Source organism: Streptomyces carminius (assembly GCF_002794255.1).
In the GTDB taxonomy this organism is placed as follows: domain Bacteria; phylum Actinomycetota; class Actinomycetes; order Streptomycetales; family Streptomycetaceae; genus Streptomyces; species Streptomyces carminius.
The window spans coordinates 275,840-291,398 of the sequence record NZ_PGGW01000011.1; the positions used below are offsets into that span (position 1 = coordinate 275,840).

Annotated in this window: 12 protein-coding genes; 6 read left to right on the forward strand and 6 right to left on the reverse strand. The window is 73.1% G+C overall.

Going from position 1 to position 15,559, the window contains the following annotated elements; genetic code table 11:
- Positions 1-15: 15 nt before the first annotated feature.
- Complete coding sequence (locus CUT44_RS04275; protein WP_100200837.1) at positions 16-2,544, reverse strand: DEAD/DEAH box helicase; 2,529 nt, start codon at positions 2,542-2,544, stop codon at positions 16-18.
- Between the two features lie 121 nt (positions 2,545-2,665).
- Here CUT44_RS04275 and CUT44_RS04280 point away from each other — a divergent pair, with 121 nt between their 5' ends.
- Positions 2,666-3,460: a metal-dependent hydrolase gene (locus tag CUT44_RS04280; protein ID WP_100200757.1), complete on the forward strand. Its 795-nt coding sequence runs from the start codon at positions 2,666-2,668 to the stop codon at positions 3,458-3,460.
- An 86-nt stretch (positions 3,461-3,546) separates the two neighbouring features.
- Here CUT44_RS04280 and CUT44_RS04285 read toward each other — a convergent pair whose 3' ends face one another.
- Positions 3,547-5,328, reverse strand: a complete 1,782-nt coding sequence (locus tag CUT44_RS04285; protein ID WP_100200758.1) for an ABC transporter ATP-binding protein — start codon at positions 5,326-5,328, stop codon at positions 3,547-3,549.
- On the reverse strand, positions 5,325-7,247 hold the full coding sequence (locus tag CUT44_RS04290) for an ABC transporter transmembrane domain-containing protein (RefSeq protein WP_100200759.1): 1,923 nt from the start codon (positions 7,245-7,247) through the stop codon (positions 5,325-5,327). The genes CUT44_RS04285 and CUT44_RS04290 overlap by 4 nt, the downstream gene beginning before the upstream one ends.
- 321 nt (positions 7,248-7,568) lie before the next feature.
- On the opposite strand from CUT44_RS04290, the gene CUT44_RS04295 reads away from it, so the two are divergent.
- Together CUT44_RS04295 and CUT44_RS04300 are read left to right on the forward strand one after the other, a co-directional pair.
- Entirely contained in the window at positions 7,569-9,425 is a 1,857-nt protein-coding gene (locus tag CUT44_RS04295) for an ABC transporter ATP-binding protein (protein WP_100200760.1), read from the forward strand.
- Positions 9,426-9,483: 58 nt separating this feature from the next.
- Positions 9,484-9,867 carry a nuclear transport factor 2 family protein gene (locus CUT44_RS04300; protein WP_100200761.1) on the forward strand — a complete coding sequence of 128 codons (384 nt, stop codon included), beginning with the start codon at positions 9,484-9,486 and terminating at the stop codon, positions 9,865-9,867.
- A gap of 34 nt (positions 9,868-9,901) precedes the next feature.
- Here CUT44_RS04300 and CUT44_RS04305 read toward each other — a convergent pair whose 3' ends face one another.
- Both CUT44_RS04305 and CUT44_RS04310 read right to left on the reverse strand, forming a co-directional pair.
- Positions 9,902-10,339 (reverse strand): NUDIX hydrolase, encoded by a 438-nt coding sequence (locus CUT44_RS04305; protein ID WP_233221209.1) that lies wholly within the window; start codon positions 10,337-10,339, stop codon positions 9,902-9,904.
- Positions 10,336-10,731, reverse strand: coding sequence for a VOC family protein (locus tag CUT44_RS04310; protein ID WP_100200762.1), 396 nt, complete (start codon positions 10,729-10,731; stop codon positions 10,336-10,338). Before CUT44_RS04310 ends, CUT44_RS04305 begins: the two co-directional genes overlap by 4 nt.
- An 86-nt stretch (positions 10,732-10,817) precedes the next feature.
- On the opposite strand from CUT44_RS04310, the gene CUT44_RS04315 reads away from it, so the two are divergent.
- Both CUT44_RS04315 and CUT44_RS04320 read left to right on the forward strand, forming a co-directional pair.
- A complete protein-coding gene (locus tag CUT44_RS04315) occupies positions 10,818-11,501 on the forward strand; it encodes a ThuA domain-containing protein (RefSeq protein WP_100200763.1) in 684 nt (227 codons plus the stop codon).
- Positions 11,502-11,648: 147 nt separating this feature from the next.
- The gene (locus CUT44_RS04320) at positions 11,649-12,209 is read left to right on the forward strand and encodes an O-acetyl-ADP-ribose deacetylase (protein ID WP_100200764.1); all 561 of its coding nucleotides are present in this window, start codon (positions 11,649-11,651) and stop codon (positions 12,207-12,209) included.
- Here CUT44_RS04320 and CUT44_RS04325 read toward each other — a convergent pair.
- Complete coding sequence (locus CUT44_RS04325; protein WP_100200765.1) at positions 12,193-12,447, reverse strand: hypothetical protein; 255 nt, start codon at positions 12,445-12,447, stop codon at positions 12,193-12,195. The genes CUT44_RS04320 and CUT44_RS04325 overlap by 17 nt on opposite strands.
- Positions 12,448-12,710: 263 nt before the next feature.
- On the opposite strand from CUT44_RS04325, the gene CUT44_RS04330 reads away from it, so the two are divergent.
- On the forward strand, positions 12,711-15,527 hold the full coding sequence (locus tag CUT44_RS04330) for a type 1 periplasmic-binding domain-containing protein (RefSeq protein ID WP_100200766.1): 2,817 nt from the start codon (positions 12,711-12,713) through the stop codon (positions 15,525-15,527).
- The last annotated feature ends 32 nt before the right edge of the window (positions 15,528-15,559 follow it).

Below are 15,559 nucleotides of genomic sequence, written 5' to 3' on the forward strand. Positions count from 1 at the left end.
GTTCCGGCGCGGCCGTCACAGCCGTCCGACATCGATGACCTTGATCACCGCGCGGCCCTCCTCGTCGGAGGCCGTGAGGTCGACCTCGGCGGAGATACCCCAGTCCCGGTCGCCGGCCGGATCGTGGAAGGTCTGCCGGACCTTCCACAGACCGTCCTCGGGACGCTCCTCGATCTGCAGAAGCCTGGGCCCGCGGGCGTCCGGGCCGGTGCCCAGCTCGTCGTACTCCTCCCAGTACGCGTCCAGGGCGGACGCCCAGGCGTCGGCGTCCCAGCCGGCGTCGCCGTCCAGTTCGCCCAGCTCCCCGACCTTGTCCAGCGCGGCCAGCTCCACCCTGCGGAACATCGCGTTGCGCACCAGGACGCGGAAGGCGCGGGGGTTGGCGGTGACGGGCCTGACCTGGTCGGCGCGGTCCTGGGCCTCCTCGGCCGTCTCGTTCTCGGGATTGGCCAGCTGCTCCCACTCGTCCAGCAGGCTGGAGTCGACCTGGCGGACCATCTCGCCGAGCCAGGCGACGATGTCCTGGAAGTCCTCGGACTTCAGGTCGTCCGGCACGGTGTGCTCCAGTGCCTTGTAGGCACTGGCCAGGTAGCGCAGCACGATGCCCTCGGTGCGGGCCAGCTCGTAGTGCGAGACGAACTCGCCGAAGGTCATCGCCCGCTCGTACATGTCGCGGACGACGGACTTCGGCGACAGGGGGTGGTCGCCGACCCAGGGGTGGCTCTTGCGGTAGACGCCGTAGGCGTGGAAGAGCAGCTCCTCCAGCGGCTTGGGATGGCCGATGTCGGCCAGCCGCTCCATGCGCTCCTCGTACTCGACGCCGTCCGCCTTCATCTGCGCCACGGCCTCCCCCCGGGCCTTGTTCTGCTGGGCGGCCAGGATCTGCCGGGGATCGTCCAGCGTGGACTCCACGACGGAGACCATGTCCAGCGCGTACGAGGGCGACTCGGGGTCCAGCAGTTCGAAGGCGGCCAGCGCGAAGGTGGACAGCGGCTGGTTGAGCGCGAAGTCCTGCTGGAGGTCGACGGTCAGCCGGATGCGGCGTCCCGTCCCTCCCCCTCCTTCGGCGGCCGGGGCATCGAACTGCTCGACGACACCGCCGTCCAGCAGCGAGCGGTAGATGGCGATCGCCCGCCGGATGTGGCGCAGCTGGCTGCGCCGGTCCTCGTGGTTGTCCTCCAGCAGCTTGCGCATCGCCCGGAAGGGGTCGCCGGGCCGCGCGATGACGGACAGCAGCATCGCGTGGGTCACCCTGAAGCGGGAGGTGAGCGGCTCCGGCTCGGAGGCGATCAGCTTCTCGAAGGTCTTCTCGCTCCAGTTGACGAAGCCCTCCGGTGCCTTCTTCCGGACCACCTTGCGGCGCTTCTTCGGATCGTCACCGGCCTTGGCCAGGGCCTTCTCGTTCTCGACGACGTGCTCGGGCGCCTGGGCCACCACCAGACCCGCCGTGTCGAAGCCCGCCCGCCCGGCACGGCCGGCGATCTGGTGGAACTCCCGGGCCCGCAGCACGCGCACCCGGCTGCCGTCGTACTTGGCCAGCGCGGTGAACAGCACCGTGCGGATGGGCACGTTGACGCCCACACCGAGGGTGTCGGTGCCGCAGATGACCTTCAGCAGTCCCGCCTGGGCCAGTCTCTCCACCAGCCGCCGGTACTTCGGCAGCATCCCGGCGTGGTGCACCCCGATCCCGTGCCGGACGTAGCGCGAGAGGTTCCGCCCGAACCGGGTGGTGAAGCGGAAGTTGCCGATCAGTTTGGCGATCTCGTCCTTCTCCGCGCGCGAGCACATGTTGATGCTCATGAGCGCCTGGGCCCGCTCCACCGCCTGCGCCTGGGTGAAGTGCACGATGTACACCGGTGCCTGGCGGGTCTCGAGCAACTCGGTCAGCGTCTCGGTCAGACCGGTCGTGCGGTACTCGTAGCTCAGCGGGACCGGACGGGTGGCGGAGCGCACCACGGCGGTCGGCCGCCCGGTGCGGCGGGTCAGATCCTCCTCGAAGCGGCTGACGTCACCGAGCGTCGCCGACATCAGGACGAACTGCGCGTGCTCCAGCTCCAGCAGGGGGATCTGCCAGGCCCAGCCCCGGTCCGGCTCGGCGTAGAAGTGGAACTCGTCCATCACGACCTGGCCGATGTCGGCGTCCGGGCCGTCCCGCAGCGCGATGGAGGCGAGCACCTCGGCGGTGCAGCAGATCACGGGCGCGTCGGCGTTGACCGAGGCGTCACCGGTGAGCATGCCGACGTTCTCGGTGCCGAAGATCTTGCACAGGTCGAAGAACTTCTCCGACACCAGCGCCTTGATGGGGGCGGTGTAGAAGGTGACCTTGTCCTGGGCGAGCGCGGCGAAGTGCGCTCCGGCCGCGACCAGGCTCTTGCCGGAGCCCGTCGGGGTGGACAGGATGACGTTCGCCCCGGAGACCACTTCGATCAGTGCCTCCTCCTGGGCGGGATAGAGCGTGATGCCCCGTCCCTCGGCCCAGGAGGAGAAGGCGTCGTAGAGAGCGTCGGGGTCTGCGGTGCTCGGCATCTGATCGATAAGGGTCACGCACTCCATACTGCCTTCCGCGACCGCCTCGGGGGGAACCGGCCGACGGTACGAAGATCACCGGCGCTACGCTGTGTCGCCGGCAGGGCGGTGGAACGAGCACGAGGGGTGGGGGGCGCACATGATGGGACCGGCGCATTCGCTGTCGGGAGCGGCGGCATGGCTGCTGGTGGGGGCGGTGACGTACAGCCTGGACCGGCCGATGCCCTGGCCGGTGCTGCTGGTCGGTGCGCTGATCTGCGCGGGCGCGGCGCTGGCCCCCGACCTCGACCACAAGTCGGCGACGATCTCCCGGGCCTTCGGCCCGTTCTCCAAATGGCTGTGCGTGGTGATCGAGCGGCTGTCGTGCGCGGTCTACAAGGCCACCCGCAAGTCCGGGGACCCCAGCCGGGCGGGCGGCCACCGCACCCTCACCCACACCTGGCTGTGGGCGGTGGCGGTGGGGGCGGGCTTCTCGGCGCTGGCGGTGCTGGGCGGCCGCTGGGCGGTCCTGGGCATTCTCTTCGTCCACCTGGTGCTGGCCGTCGAGGGGCTGCTGTGGCGGGCGGCACGGGTCTCCAGCGATGTCCTGGTCTGGCTGCTGGGTGCGACCAGCGCCTGGATACTGGCCGGCGTCCTGGACAGGCCGGGCAACGGGGCGGACTGGCTGTTCACCGGAGCCGGACAGGAGTACCTGTGGCTCGGGCTGCCGATCGTGCTCGGTTCCCTGGTCCACAACGTCGGCGACTCCATCACCGTCTCCGGCTGCCCGATACTGTGGCCGATCCCCGTGGGAAGCAGGCGCTGGTATCCGCTGGGCCCGCCCAAGCCGGTGCGCTTCAAGGCGGGCAGCTGGGTGGAGCTGAAGATCCTGATGCCGGGATTCATGCTGACCGGCGCGCTGAGCGGGCTGTGGGCCCTGGGGTTCGCCGGCTGAACCCGTCCGGCCCTCCCCGCGCCGCCGGCGCGCTCCGGCGAGGAGGGGCCGGCGGTGCGGGTGGTCCGGGCGGTGCCCGGACGGGCTCAGCCGTGCCAGGAGCGCCACAGCGCCGCGTAGGCGCCGTCCGCGGCGACCAGGTCGTCGTGGCTGCCCAGCTCGCTGATCCTGCCGTTCTCCACCACCGCGATCAGGTCCGCGTCGTGCGCGGTGTGCAGCCGGTGGGCGATCGCCACCACGGTGCGTCCCCGGAGCACCCGGGCGAGCGAGCGCTCCAGCCGCCGGGCGGCACGCGGGTCCAGCAGCGAGGTCGCCTCGTCCAGCACGAGGGTGTGCGGATCGGCCAGCACCAGCCGGGCCAGCGCGATCTGCTGGGCCCGGGCAGGGGTGACCGCCAGTCCGCCGGAACCGACCTCACTGTCCAGGCCGTCCACCAGACCACGTGCCCAGCCGTCGGCGTCCACCGCCGCCAGCGCGCTCCACAGTTCGGTGTCGGAGGCGTCCGCCCTCGCCAGCCGCAGGTTGTCGCGCAGCGAACCGACGAAGACATGGTGCTCCTGGTTGACCAGCGCCACATGCTCGCGCACCCGCTCCGCGGGCATCCGGGCGAGCTCGGCGCCGCCGAGGGTGACCGAGCCCGTCCGCGGGGCGTAGACGCCGGCCAGCAGCCGCCCCAGCGTCGACTTGCCCGCGCCCGACGGACCGACCAGCGCGACCCGGGTACCGGGCGCCACGTCCAGCGACACACCGTGCAGTACGTCGTCGCCGGCCCGGTAGCCGAACCGCACCTCGTCGGCCCGCACCTCGCGGCCCGCGGGCTCCACCGTGCCGTCACCGGTGTCCGGGTCGATCTCCCGTACCCCGACCAGCCGGGCGAGGGAGACCTGGGCCACCTGGAGCTCGTCGTACCAGCGCAGGATCATGCCGATCGGCTCGACCAGCATCTGGGCGAGCAGCGCACCGGTGGTCAGCTCGCCCACCGAGATCCAGCCCTCCAGCACGAAGAGACCGCCGAGCATCAGCACCAAACCCAGGATCAGCACGTTGAACGCGTTGACCACGGGAAAGATCACGGTCCGCAGCCACAGAGTGCGCCTCTCCCAGGCGGTCCACTCGCGGATACGGCGTTCGGACAGGGCCACCCGGCGAGTGCCCAGCCGGTGGGCCTCCACGGTCCGTCCCGCGTCCACGGTCTCGGCCAGTGCCGCGGCGACGGCGGCGTAGCCCGCCGCCTCGGAGCGGTAGGCACCCGGCGCCCGCCGGTAGTACCAGCGGCAGCCCACCAGCAGCACCGGCAGGGCGACCACCACGGCCACCGCCAGCGGCGGCGCGGTGAACGTGAGCGCCCCCAGCAGCAGCCCCGCCCAGACGACACCGATGGACAGCTGCGGCACCGCCTCCCGCATGGCGCCCGCCAGCCGGTCGATGTCGGTGGTGATCCGGGACAGCAGATCTCCGGTCCCGGCCCGCTCCAGCACGCCCGGCGGCAGCCCCACCGAGCGGACGAGGAAGTCCTCGCGCAGATCCGCCAGCATGCGCTCGCCCAGCACGGCCCCGCGCAGCCGTACCTGCCGCACGAACAGGGCCTGGACGGCCAGGGCGACGGCGAACAGGACGACGGTACGTTCCAGGTGCAGCTCGCGGGCCCCGGCGGCGAGATCCTCCACCACACGCCCCAGCAGCTGGGGGCCGACCATGGAGGCCACCACCGCCACCGTGTTCACCGCCACCAGCGCCGCGAACGCGCCGCGGTGCCGCCGCAGCAGCTCACCGGTGTAGGCGCGCACGGTCCGCGGGGCGCCGACCGGCAGGGTCGTGGCCGACTCCGGCGCGGCCGGATCGTACTCGGGGGGCGGGACTCCGATCATGCCCTCTCCTCCATCCGCTCGCGCCCGCGCTCCCGCGGCCGCCGGACCTCTCCGGCCGCACCGCCGGTACCGCCGTCATCCCTGTCGTCACCGTCACCGGCGCCGATGCCATCGCCGCCACCGCCACCGCCACCGCCACCACCCGCCACATCGCCGGTGTCGCGGGTGACCACCGCGCGGTACTCCGCTCCGTTCGCCAGCAGTTCCCGGTGGGTGCCGACGGCGGCCACCGCACCGCCCCGGACGAACACCACCCGGTCGGCCCGGTCCAGCAGCGGCGGGCTGGCGGAGAACACCACCGTGGTGCGGCCTGCGCGGATCTGCCGCAGTGCGTCGGCGATCCGGGCCTCGGTGTGCGAGTCCACCGCGCTGGTCGGCTCGTCCAGCACCAGCACCCCGGGGTCGGCGACCAGTGACCGGGCCAGTGCCAGCCGCTGGCGCTGGCCACCCGACAGGGACCTGCCGCGCTCGGTGATCCGCGCCTCCATCGGGTCCCCGTCCGGGCCGCCGGTGCCGCCGCGGGCCAGGGCGTCGAGCACATCGCCGCACTGGGCGGCCTCCAGCGCCCGCCGGGGGGTGACCGAGCCGGGCGAGGGCACGTCGAGCAGTTCCCGCAGCGTGCCCGACAGCAGTACCGGATCCTTGTCCTGCACCAGTACGGCGGTACGGGCCGCCGCCGGCGGCACCTCGTCCAGGGGTACCCCGCCCAGCAGCACCGACGGCGCCTCCTCGTCCCGGGCGGTGCCGTGCCCGCCCAGCCGTTCGGCGAGCCGTCCGGCCGAATCCGGGTCGCCGCACACCACCGCGGTGAGCCGTCCGTCCGGTGCGAGCAGCCCGCTCACCGGGTCGTACAGATCACCGCGGGGCACCTCGGTGACTCCGTGCCCGGCGTGCCCGGCGTGCCCGGCGTGCCCGGTTCCCGACCGGCGCCGCAGTGCCAGGATCCGGGCCGCCCGTTTCGCCGAGGGCCGGGCGAAGGAGCAGGCCATGGCGAACTCCTGGAACAGCCGCAGCGGGAAGAGCAGGAAGGTCACCGCGCCGTACACCGCCACCAGCTCGCCCACGGCGATCCGGCCGTCCAGCACCAGCCGGGCACCGAACCACACCACCGAGATCAGCAGCAGCCCGGACAGGGCCACCTGCACGGCGTCGATCAGCGACCACATCCGCGCGGTGCGCACCGCCGCCCGCCGCACCTCCTGCGAGGCCCGCCGGTACCGGGCCAGGAACAGCTCCTCCCCACCGATGCCGCGCAGCACCCGCAGCCCGGCGACGGTGTCCGCGGCCAGCTCGGTGGCCCGGCCCGCCTTCGCGCGCTGCGCGTCGGCGCGCCGGGTCGCGGGTGGCAGCAACGGCAGCACGGCCAGTACCAGTACCAGCACGCCCAGGGCCACCAGGCCGCCCAGCAGCGGTTCGTACACCACCAGGGCCGTGCACACCCCGACCGTGCCCAGCAGCGCCGCGCCGAAGCGGGAGGCGCTCTCCACACACCAGCCGATCTTCTCGATGTCGCCGGTGGAGACGGCGACGACCTCCCCGGCCGCCACCCGCCGGGTCAGGGCGGCCCCCAGTTCCGCGGTCCGCCGTACCAGCAGTTGCTGTATCCGGGCCGCCGCGGTGACCCAGTTGGTGACGGCGGTGCGGTGCAGCATGGTGTCGCCGACCGTGACCGCCAGCCCCAGTACCGTCATCAGCGCGCCCGCCGTGGTGAGCCCTCTCCCGGAGCGGTCGGCGGCGGCCTGCACGGCCAGCCCCACGGCCAGCGGGAAGGCGGCGACCGCCGTCATGTGGAGAGTGCCCCAGGCCAGGGATCTGAGCTGGCCGCCGAGCTGCGCGCGGTACAGCCAGAGCATGAGACGGAGTCCGGACCGGGTGTCGGGATCACCGGGATCGGAGTACGGAAGATCGCGAATCTGCATGGCGTCCCAGGGGCGGTCTCGGCGGCGGGGCAACCGTGCAAGGCTCCTCCGGTATCCGTCGGCGGGGCAAAGGATTTTCCGCATGGCCGCGCACGGCCGCGCACGACCGGCCCCCACCGCACTCCTCCGATCTTCCCGCGCCGCCCCTGCACCGCTCCGTCGCCTCCGCCGGGCCGGCCCGCGGGTGCCGCCGGTGCGCCCGGGCGGCCGTGACGGACGGCCGGGAGAGCCCGGTCCGCCGGGCCGCCCGGCCCACCGCTCCCGGCCGTAGGCTGGTGAACCGGCCGCCCCTCATCGACCCTCCACCGCCGAAGGAGTGCGTTGCACCACGACGAACCCGCCTGGACCCCGCCGCCCCGGGAGAAGGGCGCACCGCAGCCGCCCGCCCAGCTGAGCCGCATCCTGCGGCTGTTCCGTCCCTACCGGGGGCGGCTGGCAGTGGTCGGCCTGCTCGTCGGAGCGTCCTCGCTGGTCTCGGTCGCCTCCCCGTTCCTGCTGCGCGAGATCCTCGACGTGGCGATCCCGCAGCAGCGCACCGGCCTGCTGTCCCTGCTCGCCCTCGGCATGATCGCCACAGCGGTGCTGACCAGTGTCTTCAACGTCCTCCAGACGCTGATCAGCACCACGGTCGGCCAGCGTGTCATGCACGATCTGCGCACCGGCGTCTACGCCAAGCTCCAGCGGATGCCCCTGGCGTTCTTCACCCGCACCCGCACCGGCGAGGTCCAGTCCCGCATCGCCAACGACATCGGCGGCATGCAGGCCACCGTCACCTCCACCGCGACCTCCCTGGTGTCCAACCTCACCAGCGTGGTGGCGACCCTCGTCGCCATGCTGGCGCTGGACTGGCGGCTGACGATCGTCTCGCTGGTGCTGCTGCCGCTGTTCGTCTGGATCAGCCGCCGGGTCGGCCGCGAGCGCAAGACGATCGCCACCCGGCGGCAGCGGCAGATGGCCGCGATGTCGGCGATGGTGACCGAGTCGCTGTCGGTCAGCGGCATCCTGCTGGGCCGCACCATGGGCCGCGCCGACTCCCTGACCCGGGTCTTCGCCGACGAGTCCGACCGCCTGGCGGACCTGGAGGTCCGCGCCAACATGGCCGGGCGCTGGCGCATGTCGGTCATCGGCATCGTGATGGCCGCCATCCCGGCGCTGCTGTACTGGACGGCCGGGCTGCTCCTCCAGCTCGGCGGCCCGGCCTTCTCCATCGGGACGCTGGTCGCCTTCGTCACCCTCCAGCAGGGCCTGCTGCGGCCGACCGTCTCGCTGCTGAACACCGGCGTGCAGATACAGACCTCACTGGCCCTCTTCCAGCGCATCTTCGAGTACCTGGACCTGCCGGTGGACATCACCGAGCCCGCTCGGCCCGTACGGCTGGCCCGGGCACGCGGCGAGGTCCGCTTCGAGGACGTCTCCTTCTCCTACGATCCGGCCGCCGGCTCCCCCACCCTCAGCGGCATCGACCTGACCGTCCCCGCGGGCGGCAGCCTCGCCGTCGTCGGCCCCACCGGCTCCGGCAAGAGCACGCTGAGCTATCTGGTGCCCCGGCTGTACGACGTCACCTCCGGCCGGGTCACCATCGACGGGATCGACGTACGGGACCTGGACTTCGACTCCCTGGCCCGGGCGGTGGGCGTGGTCTCCCAGGAGACCTATCTCTTCCACGCCTCCGTCGCGGACAACCTCCGCTTCGCCCGGCCCGGTGCCACGGACGCCGAGCTGGAGGCTGCGGCGCGCGCCGCCCAGATCCACGACCACATCGCCTCGCTGCCCCAGGGGTACGACACCCTCGTCGGCGAGCGCGGTTACCGCTTCTCGGGCGGTGAGAAGCAGCGGCTGGCCATCGCCCGGACGATCCTGCGCGATCCGCCCGTCCTCATCCTCGACGAGGCCACCAGTGCCCTGGACACCCGTACCGAGCAGGCGGTCCAGCGGGCGATCGACGCCCTGTCCTCGGGACGTACGACGCTGACGATCGCCCACCGGCTGTCGACGATCCGCGACGCCGACCAGATCCTCGTCCTCGACGGCGGCCGGATCGCCGAGCGCGGCACCCACGAAGAGCTCCTCGCCCGCGACGGACGCTACGCGGCCCTGCTGCGCCGTGACGCCGTCCTGCCCGCCGCTCCGGAGCCGGCCGCTCCGGAGCCCGGAGCGACGGAGCCGGCCTCCGCCTGAGCCGTCCGGACACCGGCCCGGACATCGCTGTCGGTGCCATGGGGCAGAATCCGGCGGCATGACTGGTGACTGGACTACCCGAGCGGTGATCGAACGGTACTGGTCCGCGGCGCAGGCCAGGGACTGGGACGCCTTCGGAGCCCTGCTGGCGCCCGGTGTCGTCTACGAGCTGCCCCAGACCCGCGAACGGGTCCGCGGCCGGGAGGCCTACGTGCGTTTCAACGCCGAGTACCCCGGCGCCTGGCGGGTGACCGTGGAGCGCGTCGTGGCCGAGGAGCGCCGGGGCGTGAGCTGGACGAGCTTCACCGTGGACGGCGACACCGTGCCCGGACTGTGCTTCTTCACCCTGGACGGCGACGGGCTGATCGACACCGTCACCGACTTCTGGCCCGAGCCGTACGAGCCGCCCGCCGGCCGGGAGCACCTGGTCGAGCGCTACTGAGCCGGTCGCCCCGGTCGCCCGGCCGGCAGCCCGGTCACGACAGCTCGCCCGCCGCGCGCAGCTCGTCGAAGACCAGCTGGTCCACCGGCGGCACCCGGCCGCGGTCGGCGTAGGACAGCCAGGCGATCTCCTCGATCTCGCTGCTGGCGGCGAGCGTGCCGCGGTGGTCGCCGGTGTAGCAGGCCATCCTGACCACGACATCCGGTGTGCGGCGGTCGACCGGCGCCTCGTAGGTGCCCACATGGGCGACGCTGCCGGGGACGATCGCCACGGTCAGTTCCTCCTCGACCTCCCGCAGCAGGGTCTGGACGTCGCTCTCGCCGTCGTGGCGCTTGCCGCCGGGAATGTAGAAGAGTTCCTTGCCGCGGGTCCGGGTGCCCAGGATCCTGCCGTCGCGCAGGTGGATCCACGCCACCGTGTCGATCAGCCGTGTCCCCGGTCCCGTCACGGCGTCCGTCGTGGCGTCCGTCACCGGCCCTCGCTCCCGCCCGGTCCGAGGGAGCCCGGCCTGCGCGGGGTGAACACGCAGAACTCGTTCCCCTCCGGGTCGGCCAGGACGTCCCACTCGATCTCCCGATCGCGCCGCCGCACCAGGGTGGCGCCCAGCGCGAGCAGCTCCTCGGTGTCGCCCCAGACGTCGAAGTGCACCCGGTTCTTGCCGGTCTTCGGCTCGGGCACCGAATGGAACCAGATCACCGGAGCGGCGTCCTGCGGGTGGTGGATGGCCACCGGCCACTCGGGCGGGGGCGGCGGGTGCCCCATCGGCCTGCGGCGTTCGTATCCCAGCGCGGCGCACCACCAGTCGGCGAGCGCCTGGTGGTCACCGGCGTCCACGACGAGATCCTTCAAACGGGCTGCGGGCATGTCCCCGAGCGTAGTGGCCGGAGACCCGAGGTGTCCCCGGCCACGCCGACCGCCCGCCACCGGGGCGGAACGGGGAACATGGAGTCATGAGTTCCCCTCGGATCCTCGTCTTCACCCGGACCACCGACTACCGGCACGACTCCATCCCGGACGGCGCCGACGCCTTCCGGGCCCTCGGTGACGAGCACGGCTTCGCCGTCACCGCCACCGAGGAACCCGGTGAGCTCGCCACCGCCCTGGCGGACGGCTGCCGGGCGGTGGTGTTCCTCTCCACCAGCGGTGAGGTGCTCACCTCCGACAGCCGTGCCGCCCTGCGGGCGTACGTGGAGGGCGGCGGCGCGTTCGTCGGCGTCCACGCCGCCACCACCACCGAGTACGACTGGCCCTGGTACGGGGAACTGGTGGGGGCCCGCTTCGAGCGGCACCCCGATCTCCAGCCGGGGGTCGCGGTGGTGGAGGACCGCGATCACCCGGCCACCGCGCACCTGGACACCGTATGGCCGTTCACCGACGAGTGGTACGACTTCCGGGCCAGTCCGCGCGGCCGGGTGCGGGTGCTGCTCTCCGCCGACGAGAGCACGTACGAGGGCGGTGGGATGGGGGAGGACCACCCGCTGGCCTGGTGCCACGAGAACACCGGGGGCCGCTCCTTCTACACCGCCCTGGGCCACACCCGCGAGTCCTACTCCGATCCGGCCTTCCGCCGTCATCTGCTCGGCGGGCTGGTCTGGGCGGCGCGGCTTGCGGTGCGGCTTCCGGCGCGGCCGTGAGCACGGTGGCGGGAAACGGCCGTCCGGAGACGGGGCCGCGGCCATGGGAGGGGGCCCGCCGGGAGTGCCGGAGGGAGGCGGGGGAAGGCAGGGAGAGGCGGAAGGGAAGCTCCGTCGAGTGGGTCGGCCCGATGGCAGGATGACTGTATGGTCACAATCCACCTCATCCCGGGAGATATCACCGAGCAGTCCGTCGACGCGGTGGTGAACGCCGCCAACTCCGCACTGCTGGGCGGCGGAGGTGTCGACGGGGCGATCCACCGCAGGGGAGGTCCGGAGATCCTCGCCGAGTGCCGTGCCCTGCGCGCCTCCCACTATCCGGGAGGACTGCCGACCGGCCGGGCGGTGGCCACCACGGCCGGACGGCTGCCCGCGCGCTGGGTGATCCACACGGTGGGACCGGTCTGGTCCGCCACCGAGGACCGCTCGGAGCAACTCGCCTCCTGCTACCGGGAGTCGCTGCGTGTGGCGCGCGAACTGGGCGCCCGTACCGTCGCCTTCCCCGCCATCTCCACCGGCGTCTACGGCTGGCCGATGGACGACGGGGCCCGTATCGCGCTGCGCGCGGTGCGGGAGGAGGCGGGGAAAGGCGCCGGAGCCGCCGAGGACTCCGGGGACATCGGGAACGTCGAGAGGGAGGCCTTCGAGGAGATCCGCTTCGTCCTGTTCGGGCGGGAGGCCTACGAGGCCTTCACCGCCCAACTGTGACCGGCACCGCGTTCCGCTCCGCACCCGGGCCGGCCGGCGGATCCGGTACGGCGCGGTCACAGGTCACCTGGACGGTGTACAGGTCGTCGGGGCCACCGCCGGCCAGGGTGTAGCGCCAGCCGTGGCCGGGGTGTGACAGAACCCCGGCCGGGGCCTCCGGCCGGTCCTCCTCCGCGGGTTCGGCCAGGGCGAGAAGCACCAGGGGCAGGGTGGTGAGCGGCGTGACGATGCGCAGCACGGGGGACTCCTTCTCGCGGGTTCACACGGAATCGAGGGGTGTGACGTACTCAGACCCTCCCGCCCCCGCGATACAGACCGACGACTCGTGCGAGAACACGGCGTTACGTCTGCCGTGCGGCGGCGGCCCGGCGGACACGTCCGGGGTCCGCCGCGGTCGGCTTCCCGCGGAGAAACCTGTTTTCTGCCGGAAAATCCCTCCCCCGGACCGCGGCCGTGCGCTAGAACGGGACGGCACAGCCGGGTGACGGGGGGTAGGAAGACATGGACGCACAGTCAGGAACGCGGCCGGAGACACCGGTCCGGGCGCGTGACCGCGGAGCCGTCCTGCCGCGGGGCACCGGGGTGTTCCTCGAACTGATCGCACTGCTGGTGCGGCGTCCCCGCCGTACGGAGTCCCCGCTGCCGCTCCTGTGGCTCACCGGTGCGCGGGGGGAGGCGGTGCTCGACGCGGTGGAGGAAGGCCTGAACGGTGCCTCGGCCGTGCGGCGCCAGGTGCCCCACGCTCGGATCCGGGTCGGCCGGCCGGGCGACGGTGCCACCGTCGGTGATCTGCTGACGAGGATGAGCGCGGCGCTGTCGGGGCGGAGTTCCGCCGCCGGACGGCTGTGGTTCCGGCACCTGGGGCTGCTGCGGTGGCTGCTGGAGCAGCGCCTGTCGGGGTACCCGGCGGACGAGATCCCCGCCGAGCTCGTCCGCCGCCTCCACGAGCGCCGGCGCCCCTCCCGGACGGGCCAGGGGGATCCCGGCGCCGTCGGCCAGCTCGGACTGGTCCCCTACCTGCTGTGGCGCCTGGCCCACGGGGTGCTCCCGGCGGTGCTGTTCCGGGCCGCGGTCTCCGACCGGATCCCGGGCCCGGGCCGCACCTACCGGTGGTTCGCGCGTCAGCGCTACCCGGAGCCGAAGCCGCCCGGCACCTTCCTGGCCCTGGCCGAGCGGCTCACCACGGAGGCCCGGGACGACACGGACCCCGAGCAGATCGACCGGCTGCAGGTCCATGCCTTCCTGGAGGACCTCCGCCAGGCGTACGCCCGCTCGCTCCGCCACGGCCGGGGATGGCGGCGCACCGCCCATCCCGTGGTGCTGCTCCAGGGGCCCGCCCGGCGGGAGACGGAGGACACCGGCGGCACCGGGGACGGTGGAGGCGGCGGAGGCGGCGGAGACGGCGGAGACGGGGAGGATCTGGGCGAGAGGCTGCTCGGTCTGGTCAACGACGTACGTGTCGAAACGGGGGAGTGGGATCCCCTGCTGCTGGTGTACGCCGGGCCCCGGCCGCCCCGCCGGATCGCCGGACAGGCCCCGGAGGACTCCCGCACCGTCCTGCTGGAGGAACTCGCCGACGGCGGCGAGGACTGGCGGAGGTGGCGCCAGACGCTGCGCCGCAGGCGGCTGACGCAGCCGCGCACGGCCTGGTACCTGCCCGTGCGGCTGCCCGGACCGGACGCCACCGAGCGGACCGGCCGGACCAGGGGCATCGAGGCGCCCCGTCCGCCGTGGTTCACCCACCGGGCGTTCGCCGCGGCGGTGTGCCTGGCGCTCCTTCTCCCGCTCCTCGGCTGGACGGGACGGGAACTGGGCTGGCCGGGCTGCACCCACCGGCCCTTCGCCGGGCAGATCTCGGTGCGCGGCATGGACGGCGAGTGCATCGGCTACAGCGACAGCGCCGCCTTCAGGTTCAACGACGAACCGGGCCAGGAGAGGCTGCAGGGAGTCCAGCGGACGATCTTCGACCAGAACCGGGAGGTGCGCGAGCTGTGGGAGCGCAGCGACCGGCGCCGCCCCTACGTCACCCTCGTCTACCTGGGGTCGCTGACGGGCCGTTCCACCAAGGAGAACGAGGAGGCCTACGCCGCCGAGCGGGAGGAGCTGGAGGGCCTGGCCGTCGCCCAGTACGAGGGGATGCAGCAGCCCGCCGACGCCCATGACGTCCCCCTGGTCCGGGTCGTCGTCGCCAACGCCGGGTTCCAGATGAGACACGCCGACACCCTGGTGGACATGATCGCGGAGCTGGCGCGGGAGGGCGGGGACGCGCCCGTCGTGGGCGTGGTCGGCCTGGTCGAGAGCCGCCGGAGCACGGCGGCGGCGCTGCGGGAGCTCAACCGGGCGGGGCTGCCCGCGGTCGCCCCCACGCTCTCCGCCGACGGCATGTACGACAACTCCCGGCTCTACCTCCAGCTCGCCCCGCCCAACAGGGACCAGGCCGAGCTCGTCGCGGCGTACGCCCGGGACGAGCTCGGCGTCCGGAAGAGCCGCGTCTACCACACCTTCGGCGAACGCTCCTCCCGCGAGGAGGACCTGTACGTCTCGACCCTCCTGGACGGGCTGGGCGAAAGTCTGAACGGCATCGAGTACAGCAAGCCCTTCGAGGCCGGCGACAACCTGGCCGGGGAGTGCGGCTACGGCGGCATGCTCTTCTTCGCCGGGCGCTGGTCCGAGTTCGACGACTTCCTGCGGGCGCTGGGCAACTCCTGCGGGGACGACCAGCCGCGCCATCTGGTGGCCAACGACTCGGTCAACCGCTACATGGCCAACCCCTCGCTGCGCAGGAGCGCGCCGGGCGGCCTGTCGCTGGTCTACGTCTCGAAGGCGGCGTACGCCACCTGCGGCGCCCTGCGCTCCCGGATACGGGGCGGCAGGGACGAGGCGGGGGAGCGGTTCCTGAGGTGGATCAGCGAGGAGGGCCCGGACGCGGTGCTCGACCCGCCGCGCTGCGGGGGCGGGGACGGGGACGAACCGGTGGGCGAGCGCGTCGGCCTCGCGTACGACTCGGCCGCCCTGCTGCTGCGGGCCGTCCAGACGCTGACCGCGCGCGTTCGGGTCAACGGCCAGTCCTGGGACCCGCGCTCCATCACCCCGGCGGCGGTCCACGCCGAGGTGCTGTACCAGAACCGGGTGCGGCCCTTCTCCGGCGCCACGGGCGTCGTCCGTTTCCCCGAGGACCGGGGCGAGCCGGTCGGCCGGCGGATCTCCCTCATGCGGGTCGGGGACATCGCCGACACCGGCACCCGGCCCGAGGAGGTGTTCCACTGCGGTGCCGCCCGGAAGGACGACGATCCCGGCTGCGCACGGCCGCGCCGCTGACCCGTCCGCCCGGAGCCGTCCGGCGGAGCGGT

Bases quoted from the DNA above. Each gene is read 5' to 3' on its own strand.
- CUT44_RS04320 (WP_100200764.1), top strand. From the start codon at position 11,649: ATGGTCACAATCCACCTCATCCCGGGAGATATCACCGAGCAGTCCGTC.
- CUT44_RS04290 (WP_100200759.1), bottom strand. From the start codon at position 7,247: ATGCAGATTCGCGATCTTCCGTACTCCGATCCCGGTGATCCCGACACC.
- CUT44_RS04330 (WP_100200766.1), top strand. From the start codon at position 12,711: ATGGACGCACAGTCAGGAACGCGGCCGGAGACACCGGTCCGGGCGCGT.
- CUT44_RS04310 (WP_100200762.1), bottom strand. From the start codon at position 10,731: ATGCCCGCAGCCCGTTTGAAGGATCTCGTCGTGGACGCCGGTGACCAC.
- CUT44_RS04280 (WP_100200757.1), top strand. From the start codon at position 2,666: ATGATGGGACCGGCGCATTCGCTGTCGGGAGCGGCGGCATGGCTGCTG.
- CUT44_RS04285 (WP_100200758.1), bottom strand. From the start codon at position 5,328: ATGATCGGAGTCCCGCCCCCCGAGTACGATCCGGCCGCGCCGGAGTCG.
- CUT44_RS04300 (WP_100200761.1), top strand. From the start codon at position 9,484: ATGACTGGTGACTGGACTACCCGAGCGGTGATCGAACGGTACTGGTCC.
- CUT44_RS04315 (WP_100200763.1), top strand. From the start codon at position 10,818: ATGAGTTCCCCTCGGATCCTCGTCTTCACCCGGACCACCGACTACCGG.